General features: G+C 42.0%; 9 protein-coding genes. 8 read left to right on the top strand and 1 reads right to left on the bottom strand.

Translation table 11 applies throughout. The features are described from left to right. The 8 genes from AC58QO_RS29185 to AC58QO_RS29150 form a co-directional block, all read left to right on the top strand. On the top strand, positions 1-862 hold an 862-nt coding region (locus tag AC58QO_RS29185), incomplete at its 5' end, for a hypothetical protein (protein WP_497271794.1). A 60-nt stretch (positions 863-922) separates the two neighbouring features. After that, positions 923-1216: a hypothetical protein gene (locus AC58QO_RS29180; protein WP_497271793.1), complete on the top strand. Its 294-nt coding sequence runs from the start codon at positions 923-925 to the stop codon at positions 1214-1216. 121 nt (positions 1217-1337) lie between these two features. Next, positions 1338-2855 carry an Hsp70 family protein gene (locus tag AC58QO_RS29175; RefSeq protein ID WP_497271791.1) on the top strand — a complete coding sequence of 506 codons (1518 nt, stop codon included), beginning with the start codon at positions 1338-1340 and terminating at the stop codon, positions 2853-2855. 24 nt (positions 2856-2879) lie between these two features. After that, positions 2880-4040, top strand: a complete 1161-nt coding sequence (locus AC58QO_RS29170) for a tetratricopeptide repeat protein (protein ID WP_497271789.1) — start codon at positions 2880-2882, stop codon at positions 4038-4040. Between the two features lie 60 nt (positions 4041-4100). Then, the gene (locus AC58QO_RS29165; RefSeq protein ID WP_497271787.1) at positions 4101-9065 is read left to right on the top strand and encodes an AAA family ATPase; all 4965 of its coding nucleotides are present in this window, start codon (positions 4101-4103) and stop codon (positions 9063-9065) included. Between the two features lie 271 nt (positions 9066-9336). After that, the gene (locus tag AC58QO_RS29160; protein WP_497271785.1) at positions 9337-9591 is read left to right on the top strand and encodes a hypothetical protein; all 255 of its coding nucleotides are present in this window, start codon (positions 9337-9339) and stop codon (positions 9589-9591) included. A 119-nt stretch (positions 9592-9710) separates the two neighbouring features. Continuing rightward, positions 9711-11285 carry an SWIM zinc finger family protein gene (locus tag AC58QO_RS29155; protein WP_497271783.1) on the top strand — a complete coding sequence of 525 codons (1575 nt, stop codon included), beginning with the start codon at positions 9711-9713 and terminating at the stop codon, positions 11283-11285. After that, entirely contained in the window at positions 11282-14311 is a 3030-nt protein-coding gene (locus AC58QO_RS29150; RefSeq protein WP_497271781.1) for a DEAD/DEAH box helicase, read from the top strand. The genes AC58QO_RS29155 and AC58QO_RS29150 overlap by 4 nt, the downstream gene beginning before the upstream one ends. 40 nt (positions 14312-14351) lie before the next feature. Here AC58QO_RS29150 and AC58QO_RS29145 read toward each other — a convergent pair whose 3' ends face one another. Then, positions 14352-16880: an O-antigen ligase family protein gene (locus tag AC58QO_RS29145; protein ID WP_497271780.1), complete on the bottom strand. Its 2529-nt coding sequence runs from the start codon at positions 16878-16880 to the stop codon at positions 14352-14354. Positions 16881-16912 lie beyond the last annotated feature (32 nt).

Below are 16912 nucleotides of genomic sequence, written 5' to 3'. Positions count from 1 at the left end.
GGCGAGGCAGGGGCCTAAAGGGTGGTTGGAGTATAACAAAGAAGCATTTAGTCAAGAAGCGAAAAACCTGTTTGAAGACGGAAAGAAGCTGGCAGGTAAGTACATCGAACGTCATGATACTTTAAAAGATATCCGTGACGTGTTAAAAGAAAGGCATGAGAAGCGGATCGAAGCCGGTGAAGGCGGAACGCTGAAAGAAATGTTCCAAAACGGTATAAAAGCACAAATCGAAGCGGCGAGGCAGGGGCCTAAAGGGTGGTTGGAGTATAACAAAGAAGCATTTAGTCAAGAAGCGAAAAACCTGTTTGAAGACGGAAAGAAGCTGGCAGGTAAGTACATCGAACGCCATGATACTTTAAAAGATATCCGTGACGTGTTAAAAGAAAGGCATGAGAAGCGGATCGAAGCCGGTGAAGGCGGAACACTAAAAGAAATGTTCCAAAACGGTATAAAAGCACAAATCGAAGCGGCGAGGCAGGGGCCAAAAGGGTGGTTGGAGTATAACAAAGAAGCATTCACTCAAGAAGCGAAAAACCTGTTTGAAGACGGAAAGAAGCTGGCAGGCAAGTACATCGAACGGCATGATACTTTAAAAGATATCCGTGACGTGTTAAAAGAAAGGCATGAGAAGCGGATCGAAGCCGGTGAAGGCGGAACGTTGAAAGAAATGGTCCAAAACAGTATGAAATCACAGTATGAGGCTGCGAAACTAGGACCAAGAGCATGGTGGGAATATAATAAAAGGGCCTTTGCCGAAGAAACGAAAAATTCATTTGAAGATGGAAAAAAATTAGCAAACAAATATATAGACAGAAATGAGAATTTAAAAGGTATTCGCGAGCTGTTTGGCGGCAAGCGATAATGCTTACGGACTACTTTCATTCAAACGAAACTATACAATTAATAATCACGAGGTGCACTTATGACAAATTTAAAAGAAGTTAAAGCACAGCTTATCAAAAATGTAATAGCGGCAGTCGTATCGGTTTTTTCGGAAAGATGCCAAGTGCCTGTCGAAGAACTACAAATTGAAAGTGCTCCTTTGGAGTACACGGGAGATGTAGGGGTACTTATTTCGTTATTATTGGAGCTTCATGATGTATTTGAAATGGAGATGCAGCTCGATCTTAATACAATAAAGGAAAGGTTTCCGACAATTGGAGATATCGTGGAATATTTTATGACTAGGATTGTTGATGAGAAAATATATGCGTAAGCACATTATCTTAGTTGGATAAACATTATATTGACGTTCTAATCATAACTACGTAATATATATATTACAAGTATACGAAATTTGGATAGGCCTTTTAGCCGGGTTAAGGAGTTGACATTATTTGATTATTGGCATTGATTTAGGAACTACTAACTCGGCATTAGCTTACATAGACGAACATGGGAATCCAGCAATCATTCCTAATCGTGAAGGTGAAAGAATAACACCTTCTGTTATCTTTTTTGAGGATGGTACACCTGTAATAGGAACAACTGCAAAGTCCATATCCATTACAGACCCGACGAATACGGTCCAATTTGTTAAGCGTCAAATGGGGAATACAAGCTATAAGTTTCCTGTTAGCAACGGTCATATATTCACCCCTGAAGAGTTATCCGCTATGATATTAAAGCGATTAATAGAAGATGCTGAAACGGCACTAGGAAAGAAAATAACGGACGCGGTTATCACCGTGCCGGCGTATTTCGATGATTCCCAACGAAAAGCTACGCAAGATGCGGGGCGGATCGCTGGACTAAAGGTGCATAAAGTTATTAATGAACCTACAGCAGCCGCTCTTGCCTATGGCTTAACCAATAAAGAAAGTTCTCAAAATGTGATGGTATATGACCTAGGTGGGGGAACCTTCGACGTAACTATTATGCAGTTGAATAAAGATGAAGTTATCGTCAAGGCGACTGGCGGGGATCGAAACCTGGGGGGCTTTGATTTCGATAACAAAATCTTTGAGCTAGTTGAAAAGCAATTTGAACAAGAACATGGGTTAGATCTTTACGACGATCTATCTGCGATACAAGATTTGAGAGAAAAAGCGGAATCGTGTAAAAAAGTGCTTTCAACACGAAAAAAATCCGTAATTACCCTTTCATCTCAAGGTTGCTCTGTAAAAGTAGAGATTACCAGAGAAAACTTTGAATATTTAATAACGCAATTATTAAATAGAACCGCACTGATTATGAAAAATGTGTTAATGGATGCGGATATGTCTTGGGGAGATATAGATAAAATCCTGTTAGTTGGGGGCTCGACAAGAATACCCGCAGTATCGGATTTTATTAAGAATGTCTCAGGACTAACCCCTTCAAATGATGTGAATCCAGATGAGGTTGTCGCAATTGGAGCTGCAATACAAGGTCAACTATTAAGCATAGAAAATTCAGATAATCATCAGGATGAGGCGAATTATAGAACAAGAGTTGTTGACGTTAATTCGCACAGTTTAGGGATGTTGATCTGCAATTTCCAAACTAATAATATGGTCAATCAAATACTATTGCCAAGAAATACTCCTATCCCAACGAGTTCGGAGAGTGTGTTCTATACAGTTCGTAATGGACAACAATTTTTAAGGGTACAGGTGACAGAGGGCGAAGATGAAGATCCTGAATTTGTTAAGGTTATTGGAGAATCTGAGCTCGAACTGCCTGAACCAAAGCCAGAGAGCTATCCGATTCGCTTTATATTAACCTATGATGATAATGGCATCGTCCATGTTTATGCAAAAGACGAATTGACTGGTGCGCACCTTGGAGAAGTACATATTGAAAGAAAATCTAATTTATCGGAAGCTACAGTTGATGCGAAGGCTGAAAAGTTGGCCGCAATATCAATAGAATAAAATAAACTAAGGAGTGAATAAATCTTGAATAATTATTATGAGATTTTACAAGTCGATCCTTCAATTAGTACAGGTGAATTAAAAGAAAAGCTGATTGAAGCCCAACGTAAGTGGCTTGGTAGAACGAATGCTCCGGATCTAAAGCGACGCCAAGAAGCCGAAAGAATGGTTGAGTTACTCGACCAAGCCGAAGGAATACTCTTGAATGAAACTAAACGCAGCGAATATAATCGGGAGCTAGAGAATGCTAAGTTTAACGTAGAGCCGGAATCCAAAGATACCATCGATCATACTACCTTAGATATTGAATCTTTAATCCTGGAGGCATGGAGCCTTTTAGAAAAAGGAAGAGCAGCCGATGCTATCATAGTGGGGAAGAGAGCGACTGAAAAAAGTTCCGGAAATGCTGAAGCATGGTCTGTACTAGCAAGAGCCCATTATATGTGGAATGAATATGACGACGCAATTTACGAGTACAAAAAGGCGATTGATATTGCACCTAATAATGATGTATATTACTATGATTTATCGAATGTTTACCTTGATTCCGAAAAGTTAACTCTGAATGAAAAGCTAAATCACGCAGAGCAAATGGTACAGAAGGCTTTAAAAATAAAGCCTAATGAAAGAGCATATCATTTTAGAAAAGCATATATAGCTAGATTTAAAGATAATTATGATCAAGCCATTGATATCCTAAAAAGGCTTATTGATGTACATGGGAAAGATCCTAGTTTGGGTAATGAGCTTGCATTAAACTATTATCACAAATGTCTTTCTCAGCTATATGAACGAAATATTAATAATAAAAATTATTATAGCTTTATTTCTAAAGAAATGGCTGAAGAAGGTTTAAAACTGTTACGAGAAGCAAAAATCTATGCAACCGATCGAAATTTGCTTGAATCCATACAAGACTTTATAGATTTAGGTGAAAAGGCACTAAAAACTAAATTTTTAGTGGGACGTTTTATAGGATTATCCATTATACCGATAATCTGGCTGCTAACTGCACTAAGTTTTGGTTCATTTATTAATATTGTTATTAGTTTATTGTTAATGTTTGGTGCTTGGAAAATTAGCAGAATACCAGTTTGGAAGGATAATAAGGAAGTTCACACTGGTGCTAGGCAACAACGAAACCAAACAATTGCCCAAGTCATACAGGCGATGGGTCGTAAATAACAGTACAGAGCTCCTTTATGAGGAGCTTTATTTTTTTACAAAGCATACTTGGAGGTTCTTATGGAAACCCAAAACCTATATAACAAAGAACAGTTCTTAGCTTTTAAATCTTTATTTGAATCGACAGTAAATTCCGGACAATCCTCGGCAGCTCTAACTCAAATAGAAGCACTCCTCAAACAATATCCAGACCATCCGGGTATTTTTTATTTGGCTGGTGTATTATACTTTCATGCCAAAGATTACAGTAATGCCAAAAAATTTCTTGGAAATGCACATAGTTTAGATTCAAACAATTTGGACTATATGACGCTTTTAGGAATTGCATGTGTTGAAACAGGGGATTTATCAAAGGCGGAGGACTTGCTAACTGATTCTTATCATGCTAATAATTCAAATATTTCAACACTGATAGGTTTAGGAAAGCTTTATATAAGGAAATCTGATTATGAGCAAGCCAGGAAATTCTTAAAAGAAGCTATTGAATATGATCCTGATGCATTTGAAGCTTATTTTTTATTCGGCAAGTCCTTATTGGATGAAGAAAAAGACCTGGATAACGCAATTTCTTATTTTGAAGAAGCCATAAAATTAGGGAACAGTATGGAACTGGATTATTCTTATGCAAAAGCCTTATATCTTTCGGGAAGGCTGGAATCTTGTCATAAGTTCTGTAATAAATACCTAATCAAAAATGCTAACTCACCATATTCTGATAAGTTTAGAGAAATGATAAACAGAGTAACTCATGAAATTGGACCTATGAATAAAAATCAACAGACTAGAAAACTGTCTCAGGAGAACAATTCAGAGCCTCAAAAGGCAGTGAATGAAATAAGCAAATATCAAAATGTCTTTAATGATGCAAAACAAAGATTGAAAAATTACATCTTGGGACAAGACGTATTTATAGAGCAGCTAAGCGATGCTTATATGCGAAGTTTTATTTATAAGCGTCCTGATATACCTATAAGAAGCGTGATCTTTATCTCTGGGCGAAAAGGGACTGGTATTGCGAAGTCTGTGAAATACTTGACCGCAATCATGAAAGAATATAATCTCTTTGACTACTCTGATATCCATCACATTGATATGTCCAGATCTTTGGGAAGCGGAAACAGTGAAAATATATTTTTATCTGATGTATATAAAGGGATAAATAGTAAATCTGACGTTATCCTTTTCGATCAAGTAGAAAAGTGTCCCCCAGAATTAATTTCAAAGCTTTCAGATCTTATCATATACGGAAAGATTCAATTGAAAGACCGCTATGTTTTTAACGCAAATTGGAATACGCTGGATAAAACATACAACAACTTAGCGGCAGATGGGATTGATACAATTGAGGGAAAAGGCAAACTTATCATTCTTGTCTCAGAGAAAGGATTTAAAGACATCCGGTCCATGTTTCCAGCTAAGGCATTGGAGAAAATATCCGATAAAGTGGAAACATCGTTGCTGTCACCAACAACTTTAAAAGCTATTACAAATCGGTATTTAATGAAATACCAAAAGCGTATTACGGATAAATTACAGGTTATTGTTCATTTTGATCAAGGTGTATCCGAATTCATCGTTAATAAGAGCGATCCCAATTTAGGGGTTCATAGTGTTAAATCCTATATTGAAGATGACATATACCAAAGAATAACAGACCTCAGGATGACTGGAAAAGTCCATCCCAGTGTTACGTATACACTCCTGCCGGTTGCTGAAGAGCTTTTACTGGATGATGGATTTGAAAAAATAATGGTTACGCGCGTAAAAGCAGACAGAGATAACCTTGAAAGTATAAAGAGTGAAATGGAAAGGGTTATCGGACTACAAACTGTCAAACAAAGAGTCTACGAATTGGAGAGTTTCTTATCCCTGCAAAAAATTCGACAATCTCGTGGGGCAAAGGGTACGAGGTTATCTATGCATATGATCTATACAGGCAATCCGGGAACCGGTAAAACGACGATTGCAAGATTAGTGTCAAAATATTTAAAGGCGTTGGGTTATCTGTCGAGCGGGCATTTGATTGAGGTTGACCGCAGTAAACTTGTGGGAGAATATATCGGTCATACTGCCCCCAAGACGCAAGCAGTTATAGACTCTGCGAAGGGTGGAATTATATTTATTGATGAGGCCTACTCCTTGTCAAGAGGCGGAGAAAGGGACTTTGGAAAGGAAGCTATCGATACACTTGTAAAAGGAATGGAAGACAATAGAGAAGATATTGTTGTCATATTGGCTGGATATAAGGATGAAATGCAGGAATTTTTAAAAACCAATCCTGGTCTGTATTCGAGGTTTAACCAACAGATAGAATTCCCGGATTATTCTTCCGAGGAGCTATATACGATTGCAGAAAGAATTGCGGGAAATGAAGGCTTTGTATTTTCGGAAGATTGTAAAGAAGAATTAATTGAAGAATTCACGAGGAAACAAATACCCGGTAAAAATGATTCTGGAAATGGCCGATTAGCACGAAACCTAGTAGAAAATGCTATTTCCAAACAATCTGCTAGAGTCCTACAAAATGTTGATCTTTCTAAAATCATCAGTGACGAAGAGTTAAGCCTTTTAACAAGACATGACTTTGGGTTCGATGAAGAAAAACATTTTAATCTAAAAGAAGAATTGGAAAGAATAATCGGGCTTGATGAAGTGAAAGATTTCATGAGAATGATGGAGCGTCAACTAGTTGCTCATAAAAAGCGAAAATCCGCTGGGATCGCTACAAGCGTAAAACAAAGTTTGAATATGATTTTTACGGGAAACCCCGGGACAGGTAAGACAACCGTAGCAAGAGTATTAGGTAAGATGATGAAGGAAATGGGTTTACTGAAATCGGGTCATTTTGTTGAAGTGGATAGGGGGGAGCTTGTAGCTCAATATTCTGGCCAAACTTCCCCAAAAACGAAAGAGAAGTTTATGACTGCTCTAGGGGGGATCCTATTTATTGATGAGGCTTATGCTTTAGCCAGTGACAGCTTCGGCCAAGAGGCTATTAATACCATAGTAAAATTAATGGAAGACCATAGAGAAAATGTAATTGTTATTCTTGCCGGATATGAAAAAGATATGAAAGAGTTTCTAAGAATGAACTCTGGATTAAGATCCCGCTTCCCTATTTCAGTAGAATTTAAAGACTATAAAGCGCATGAACTTGTCCTTATTGGGGAGAAAATGATTGAAGCAGGGAACTATATTCTCCCAAGTGACGCAAGAGAAGCTTTAATAGAAAGAATTCAGTCCGAGGTCAAGCTGTCTTCCGCTGATTCGGGTAACGGAAGAATGATTCGCAACATTATTGAGGAGGCAATAAGAAAACAATCAGAGAGAATTGCGCTGCAAGAATCGGATAAGTATGATTTTCTCATCACATTTGCACCGGCTGATTTCTTGTCTGACAATCGGGAAAAAGGATTTACACTTGAAGTAGAGCTTAAAAAGATTATTGGACTAGAGGAAGTAAAGAATTTTGTTCGTTCTCTCGAAAGGCAACTGGTAGCGCAACAACTGAGGCAAAATGCAGGAATCAGGATGAATACTTCTCAGAACTTAAATATGATATTTACAGGCAACCCTGGAACGGGAAAAACAACTATTGCACGTATAATTGGTGATTTATTAAGGAAGATGGGATTGTTAAAGACCGACAAGATGATTGAGGTCGATAGGGGGGATTTGGTGGCTCCTTACGCTGGACAAACCCCAGAGAAAGTAAAAGAAGTATTTCTGTCCGCTTTAGGCGGAATTTTATTTATCGATGAAGCCTATGCGCTTAGTACGGATAGTCTGGGCAAGGAAGTCATAGATACATTAGTCAAGCTAATAGAAGATTACAGAGAAAGTGTAATTGTTATACTGGCAGGGTATGAAAAAGAAATGGGTAACTTCATTAAAACGAACTCAGGTCTTAAATCACGTTTTCCAATAAACATTAGCTTTCCTGATTATACAATAGCTGAATTACTCGAAATAGCTAAATTGATGATAAAGAAGGAAGGGTATGTATTTACCGAGGGTGCAATAAGTGCCTTAACCAAGTTACTGGAAAAGGAAATAAAACGTTCCAAAGCGGATGCCGGAAACGGCCGGTTAGTAAGAAATGTTCTGGAGGAAACCTTCCGACAGCAATCTAGTCGAATTGTCATAGAAGGAATAATAGATAAAGAAGAAATTTTGAAGCTATTGCCGGAAGATTTTATTAAAGAACAGGAGGAGCCAAAAGAAAGCTTTGATTTAGAAGAGAAGTTACAGACGATTATAGGTTTAAATGAAGTAAAGGATTTTATGAGAAGTCTGAGTGCGCAAATAAAGATACAACAGAAGAGAAAAAGCTTAGGTTTACCGATTGATGAAGGTGCTGCCCTTCATATGATTTTTACAGGTAATCCTGGTACAGGAAAAACAACTGTTGCAAGAATAGTTGTTCAATTGTTGTATGATCTAGGTATATTACACTCGAATAAAATGATAGAGGTGGACCGATCAGGACTTGTTGCCGGTTATGTAGGACAGACCGCTATTAAAACACAAGAAAAGGTTCAAGCAGCGCTTGGAGGAGTTTTATTTATAGACGAAGCCTATGCATTAGCACAAGATGCGGGTTCTGCACAAGGGTTTGGGAAAGAAGCGATAGATACACTGCTAAAGGCTACGGAAGATCATAGAGAGGACCTTATTGTAATTTTAGCCGGTTATACATTTGAGATGGAACAATTTCTTGATGTAAACCCTGGTTTAAGATCACGTTTTCCAAATGTGATAGAATTTAAGGATTATAATATTAATGAATTAATGCAAATTGCGGAGCAAATGTTTAGTACAAAAGGATATCTTCTTACATCATCAGCAAAAGAAAAATTGATGATGCGAATAGAAAGTTCACTTGGAGAAAAGCAATTTGCCAATGGAAGATATGTGCGTAACTTATATGAAGAAGTAGTGCGTCGTCAAGCTGTTCGTCTGCAGGCCAAACATGATTTGACATTGGAGAATCTAACTAGTATTCATAGCGCAGATTTGGATTAACTTTAATTATATGTCTGGCTTTTATTGTTGGGCACATCGTATAGGGTATATATTGACCCAGATCACACCACACGTGTAGAAAACTGCTCACTACTGTGGCCGAAACGTTAGTATACGTCACATAGCCTGGATACCACCATTCTGCTTGGACATTCACCTGCTTGGCCCAACCGCATCAGCCTATTTATGGGAAAGATAGGCATTGGTACACTCTCTGGACTAGGGTTAGACGTATACTATCTCAAACTAACAGAGGAGTTGACCCAACGAAATGGCTTACCAACAACAACCGAGTACAAGTACAGGAAAACAATTTCAGTGTCCACCTGCTGACCCGATAATGACAGATCCAGAAAGAGTTGTCAGAGACTTTTATCATCCTCAAAAGGTGCAAGTGATCCATCCGATTCAAATCGTGAATCGCCATCACTGTGTACCAGTTTATGAGCATGTGTATACGTGTTCCGAAACCGATGAGTATTGCGGAACTCACCCGCATCCACATCAAGGTATGCTAAGAAAGTAACACAGATAGGCACTTCCTGCGAAGAATCATTCCTTGATTCTGCGGGAGGTGTTTTTTTGTAGGGAGAAATGATTATATAATGGAGGAAGTTGATTGTGTAACGGGGGATAGGAATAAACATGCAAGAGTTAGACATAGACTGGCCGTTGTGGATAGAACGGATACGTCCTAAATTCGATAAAGTGATCATTGCGAGAGGTTGGGCCTATTTCAATGAAGGTGCTGTAAGAGATATTCAAGTGGATGGCACCTCGATCATAAATGCATGGGTGGATGGAACCAAAAGGTACAAGGTCACCTTGGATCTCAAAAGCTTCACAAGGAGTGGTTGTACGTGTCCGTACGGCTACTATTGCAAGCATATGGCTGCTGTGCTTTTTGAAGTGGGGAAGCAAGAAGGCTATGATCCGGAGGAATTCCGGTTAGGTAAGATGAAGTTGGAGCAGTCCGCACGGGATGGTCTAAAGAAAAACAAGCAAGCGACTAGGCTGCCGGAGCCGACGGATAGCTGCGAAATGTGGCTAGCTTATTTTAATAAGCAATATAGCAATGCGAAGATATATAATGCGTTTAGCCTTGAGGAAGTATGCCTCCGCGCTTGGAGAGAGCTCAATAAGCGGGCAGACACATGGGAACCGACCATCCGATGCGTATATGACATCCAGGTGGCGCTATATGTGGTACAGCTGTGCGATACGATGGCGGGATCGAAGGCAATCACTTATGATTTTTATCAAAATACGAATTATTATGTCAAACGTGTCTTGAAGCATGCTCGAGAGCAGTTGGAGGCTACGCTATACTCACTTGATGTCGACATGGCGTACAAGCGGTGTAGTGGACATTTAAAGGAATTATCAGCTTATCTGGCTGAAATCTGTGAGAAGTGCTCGGGTATGTACCTCTACGATTGGATCGATTTGTATAAGCTGCTATGGTCACAGTTTTTTCGAGATAAAGACATGGTGGAGTACGAAACGAATAGGCTTAGGCAGCTGCTTGCAGATCCTAAAGCGAGTCAACAGGCTCGCCAAGTTGCTACGCTCGGTTCCATACATTTGGATATTATCAATAGCGAAGATGAGAATGCTTGGGAGCGGGCGGAGACGAGTGCGATCGAGATTGAGCCTAATTATTGGTTTGAATATCTGAATGGATTTGTTTTTGACAGTCAGTGGGATCGTTTATTGACATGGTTACGGTGGTTGAAACCGAAGATGGCGTGGAAAGATCGCGTATATGCGGATGATTTTTTGAATTTCTGGCGGTTGGCAGCGGAACAGCGAGAAGTAGAGAAGGAGCAAAGGGGAGTGATGGTTTCTCTTTTGCCTGCGAGTTACGATCAATATGCCAAATTCCTACTATCGAAGGGTGAGTACCAGGAATGGGCAGATCTCTGTCTGCTTTTGGATCTAACTACGGTACATATCGATGCAGCGCAGCTAAAACTAGTCGAGAAAGCCAACGTTCGATATCTTCTGCCGATCTATCATCATGCAATAGAAGCATGTATTCAGGGGAAAAATCGTGCCGATTACATACAAGCTATTAAGCTTTTGAAGAAATTAGCGGCTGCTTATAAAAAGCTGAAGCTAACCTCTCGTTTCGAAGTGTACTTAGGGCAAATCGTTAAGCAATACGCGAAGTATCGCGCCTTTAATGAGGAATTGCGGAGAGGCGGGTTCCTTATATGATGACCTTGTCACCTATATATATGAGAATGCAGAGGCTGCCTTCAGGGAGCTTTGCTCTATATGGAGAAACGGAGCAGGCGAACGAGGTTCCGGGTTATATGCTGCGTAAGCTGCTTTTTGCCTGGCATGAGCGCTCGTTCTATGGGACGCAACTGGAAGTGACTCGTATTCCGTATGGAGACGCCATTGTGCTTTCTCCTGCTATGGCATTGGATTATATGCGCGCCCCAGGTGTGCTGCTTCATAGCCGATTATCTTGGGAAGAGGGAATTGTCGAGCTGCAAAAAGGAGCAGTCATTCTGGGAGAGGCACTCGATGCTGGTTGGTATGTGCCTTCCTATGAGCTTTGGCGCGAAGGGATCAATGGTTGGAAGTTACGACTGCCTGAGGGGCAGAGCCAGAGATTTACGGAGCTTTGTTCGGGGGCTTATCCGGAAAGCTTTTGGGAGAGCTGGTTCAGTCGTATTGTTGAAGAGTTGATGGTGACGGATCAAGACTTCGGATTAGCTCGTGTGTGGAATGGTTTACTTCAAGCGAATGGGCTGCTGAGAGTTAACGAGCCAGGTTTCGAGGCTTTGCTAGAGGAATCGGCTTGGATGCAGGAAGAGGACTGGCTCTTGGCAATTGGTTGGGCGCATGACGATGCATCGTATAGAATCTGTGTCCAGCTTGTTGAACCTTATGCGGAGACATATGTCGACGGGACGACGACAGCCAAGGATAACGCTGCGGATTGGCGGCTGCGTTTCATTGCACAGGATCGCCGGGATGTGAACCGATTCGTAGAGTTCAGCTCCACGGGTAATGTGCTGACAGGAGTGGTACCTGCTGTTTGGCAGGAAGACATTGCAGATAAGCTTCATGAGCAAACGAAAAAACTCCTAAGGATGCTGCCAGAGCTTGAGAGCGCCTATCAGCCAGGTAAAATCATCGAGCAATTGTCAGATGACGAGGCATGGACATTTCTAACCGAATCGAGTCTGAAGCTGGTGGCGGCGGGTATCTCTGTCTTTTTACCATCGTGGTGGGAAGAGATTCAGAAGATGGGTCGCCCTCAGTTGAAGGCGAAGATCAAAAGCTCAGTGGGTTCTACGCGCAAAGCCATGTTTGGAATGGATCAGATTGTGCAGTTCGATTGGCGAGTGGCGCTGGGTGGCGTGGATTTGTCTGAGGAAGAATTTGGGCAAATGGCTTTGGAAAAGAAGCGTTTGATCTACATCCGTGGCAAATGGGTACAATTGGATCCTGCGCATTTGGAACACATTCGCGATACGATGCGACAGATCGAGAGAAAGAAGGGACTTTCTTTCCGGGATGTGCTGGAAATGCATCTGTTGGAAGGAGAGGAAGGGCTCGCGGCGGATGGCGACGAGAAGGCCAAAACTGTGGGGGTCAAGGTAGAGCTCAATAGTCATCTACGTGGTTTAATGAAACAGTTAAGTCAGACGAAGTCTATTCCACTTGTGGAAAGGATCGATGGCTTGCACGCTGAGCTCAGGTCCTATCAGGTGCAGGGGGTGTCGTGGCTCCTTTTCCTGCGAAGCATGGGGCTGGGTGGATGTCTGGCGGATGATATGGGGCTTGGGAAGACCATTCAGTTTATTGCTTATTTGTTGAGGGTGAAGGAGGCAAGATCAGAGACAGGGACAGAGGCAAAGTTAAAATCAAAATCAAAACCGTCGTTGCTCATATGTCCGACCTCTGTGCTTGGTAACTGGCAGAAGGAGCTGGCTCGATTCGCACCGACGCTTCAGATTCAACTTCATTATGGGGCTCAGCGAGCAAAAGGGGAAGCTTTCGAAGCGTCGCTTGGCGATGCAGATTTAGTGATTACCTCCTACAATCTCGCGCAGCTCGACGAGGAGGAACTGTCTAGCGTTACGTGGGACACGCTATGCTTGGATGAAGCACAAAATATCAAGAATGCTTATACGAAGCAGTCGCAGGCGATTCGTAAGCTAGAAGCAGGGCAGCGTATTGCTTTGACGGGTACTCCAATTGAGAATCGATTGACGGAGTTGTGGTCGATTTTTGATTTTGTGAACCCGGGGTATCTAGGGACGTTGACTCATTTTAACCGACAGTATGTGGGTCCTATTGAGAAGAATGGAGATGGGGCTAAGGAACTGACGGGGCGTGTACAGCGTTTGATAAGGCCGTTCCTGCTGAGAAGGCTTAAGAAGGATCCAGCGATTCAGCTGGACTTGCCGGATAAGTACGAGGGTAAGGCATATGTGCGCCTAACTCCTGAGCAGGGGGCGCTTTATGAGAATGTCGTGCAGAGCTTGATGGAGAAGATTGAGGGCTCGGGTGGGCTGGGAGAAATATTAAACAACATAGAGAAAAAAGGCTTGATCCTTACAGCGTTGATGAAGTTGAAGCAGATTTGTAATCATCCTGGGTTGTTTTTGAAGGAGATGGGTTTAAAAGAAGGGCGCGGCGCACTCGCCGCCGCGGAGATGAGAGCACGCTCAGCGAAGCTGGAGCGGCTGGTTGAAATGACAGACGAACTCAGGAGCGAAGGAGGCAGCTGCCTCATCTTCACCCAGTTCGTCGAGATGGGCCACCTGCTGCAGGCTACGCTTGCGCAGGCGCTGGGTGAACCCGTGCAGTTCTTGCACGGGGGGTTAAGGGCAATAAAGCGCGACGCGATGATCGCGCGCTTCCAGGACGCGACGCTCCCTGCGGAGGAGCGTTGCCACATCTTCATCCTCTCGCTGAAAGCAGGAGGAACGGGGTTGAACCTAACAGCGGCGAATCACGTGTTCCACTACGACCGCTGGTGGAATCCGGCCGTGGAGAATCAGGCCACGGATCGGGCTTTCCGCATTGGGCAATCGCGCAACGTGCAGGTGCACAAGTTTGTTACGCTCGGTACGCTCGAAGAGCGGATTGACGAGATGATCGAGCGCAAGCAGGGCCTCAGTGACCAAATCGTCGGCACCGGCGAGAACTGGGTCACCGAGATGTCGACAAGCGAGCTGCGAGAGCTTTTTGCCTTGCGGCGGGAATGGATTGAGAAATAGTTCGTATAAAAAAAGCGCCACATCACTGTGGCGCTCTTACTTATTTTGCTGGAAAAACAGATGCAATAATCGCATCAATATTTTGCTTTTCAGCCGGATCCTTCGTGATGAGCTTGTTCATCAATGCTTGATCTGGGGTACCTTGCTTCTGCAATACAGCTAGATACCAGCGGATTAATACACGGTTCACTTGGTCATCCATATTTTCAGTGATATACGGCTGAATCAGTGCGGCAGCACCTTTGTAATCGCCACGCATATAACTGATTTGGCCCATATTTAATGCCATCGTAGGTGTAACTGCAAACTCACGACCTTGCATTTGTTCTTTTGGCAGGTTTTTCAAAGAATCAATGCGAGTAAGAACATCTTTATAGGTGGCAAGAGCACTGTCTAATCGCGTGTTGAATTCTTGTATGTTGCCCTTGGCATTTGCTTGACTCGCAAGTTCAATATTCAGTGAGATACTCTTCTCATACATATCCATATACCAAGGGTAGTTAGGAATTTGAGAATTGGACCAATCGAGCGCATCCAGTTGCTTCCCTTTGAGAAGAAGCATATTTAGCTGCTGCATGGCAACCACCCGGTTATGGGGCTCTTTTTTCAAAAGCTGACTCATCAGATCCTGGGCTTGGTTGAAAAATGGCTCACTCTTCTTAGGATCATTCGGGTTTTCCTTCTGCGTTTGATTATAAACACTAAGGAGAATTCCAATTCGACTGACCTGACCAGTCAACAAGTAGTCTGGATGCGCAGGATGCAGAGAAATTGCTTTGTCGAGCGGTTTCACGATCTGATTGTAATCTTTGCTCGTTTTTACAACTTCAATAGCTTGTTTGTAGGAACTGTTGCCTGAAAGCAATTGCGCTGAAATAAAGAACATCACAAGAGATAGGACTGCGATACTGGCAGGGAATAGCTTGTGGATCATAGCTGATTTCGACTTCAACTGCAGCTCACCTGAGGAACTGTTGCTCAACATACCGCCAAGAGCGAGGAAGAGAATCGCGCCTAAGTACACATAGCTCAAATCAAAGTCGATCATACTGTGAACCAACAGGGAAATCATGATAATGAAAAATAGGAAGTGCAGGTCTCGCTTCTCCTGAGAGCTTCGGATATAGCTTCGAATATAGATCCAGCTAACCGCAATAACAAAGCCTATAAAAGCTAGAAAGCCCAAAGCGCCAGCTTCAACCAGATATTGAAGCGCAAAGTTATGTGCCTGACGACTAGTGTAGGGGTTATTTTGATACTTCTCGTAAAGGGAAGCCCATGCTCCGCCACCAGCACCAATGATGGGATAGTCTGACCAGAGCTTAACAGCATCTTTATAAAACGTTCCACGCTCCAGAACACTGTGCTGCTGGAAGTTAATATTTTCAACACGTGTTTTCACGTTCTCAGGAAGAATGTTCTTAAATCCAGTATCACTCAAGATGAGGATGGCACCAACCACGCCAATGAGAACAGCAGCAATTGGAAGAATAAAGGCAGCATATTTCTTGGCATCAAAACGTGCAGTTATGCGTTCCAACCATGGCTCACCAAAGCGTTGAATAGCGACGGACAGTCCAGCGAAAACTAATGAAGCAAGTAGTAGAATCCACCATCCATGCCAAGATTCTGAGGCGCTAGGTTGTTTCTGTAGTCCAATGCCAATATTCGTTACTTTTTCTAAAATAATAAGGGAAGTCCCGAACGCTAGTCCTAGTTGAACGAGCGCTAAGATCTGTCGACTCATTTTGAAGAAGAACATCATGATGAGGAATACCACAGGGATTACCACAATGGCCCCACGAGATAGCGTCAGCCAGAATGAAATAATGGTTGGAATAAGTAGGAATGCATTGGTGAGAACGACATACCATTTCCGGGATTTAATAATGAAGAATAAGGAGCTTAACGTTATTGTAATTAAAAAGGCTGCATATGTGTTCGCATATTGGAAAACGGATGTTAACCGAAGGCCGTTGGAGTCTGTCATTACCGCATCGCGGTATATTTTTGCATCCGTTCCATCCATAAGAGCAAACCAGCCAACAAGATGTCCTGCGAAGGTTTTGTTGCCTAACCAGTACAAAAGACCAAATAAAACGACGAAATATCCCGATATCATGAATAAACGGGCAACAATCGACACACCAAGCTTGTTTTTTGTCAAAAATACACCTAAAATGAAGAAAGTTGCATACAGCATTTGGATGTAAACCATATTCGTTGCCAAATAGTGTGAAGCTGCATTCGACAATGAAATCACATAAGTAAGAGGCATCATGAAGACTAAAATTGTAAGGAGATCTTTCTTTTCTTGAAGCTTAAAAACAAAAAATGCAAGGATCGCAACAAGCAATAGGATAATGGAGGACCACACAGAAGCAGAGTAAATACTTCTCTCAAACTCCGATGTACCGCCATTAAACAGCGCCCTTTGAAAAGGTGCCCAGAACATAAATAAGCCCGTAAACACGGCTAATACCCAAAAGATAATTGAGCTCTTATCAGTCGTTATCGTTCTATTCGATTTTGCACGCGAAGCCGCGTAGGCATTCTTACTTGCACTCATTCCAGATAGTCTCCTTCTTCGCTAAAGTTCGA

This window comes from Paenibacillus sp. J31R30 (assembly GCF_059692115.1).
This window is presented reverse-complemented; position numbering and strand designations above follow the sequence as displayed.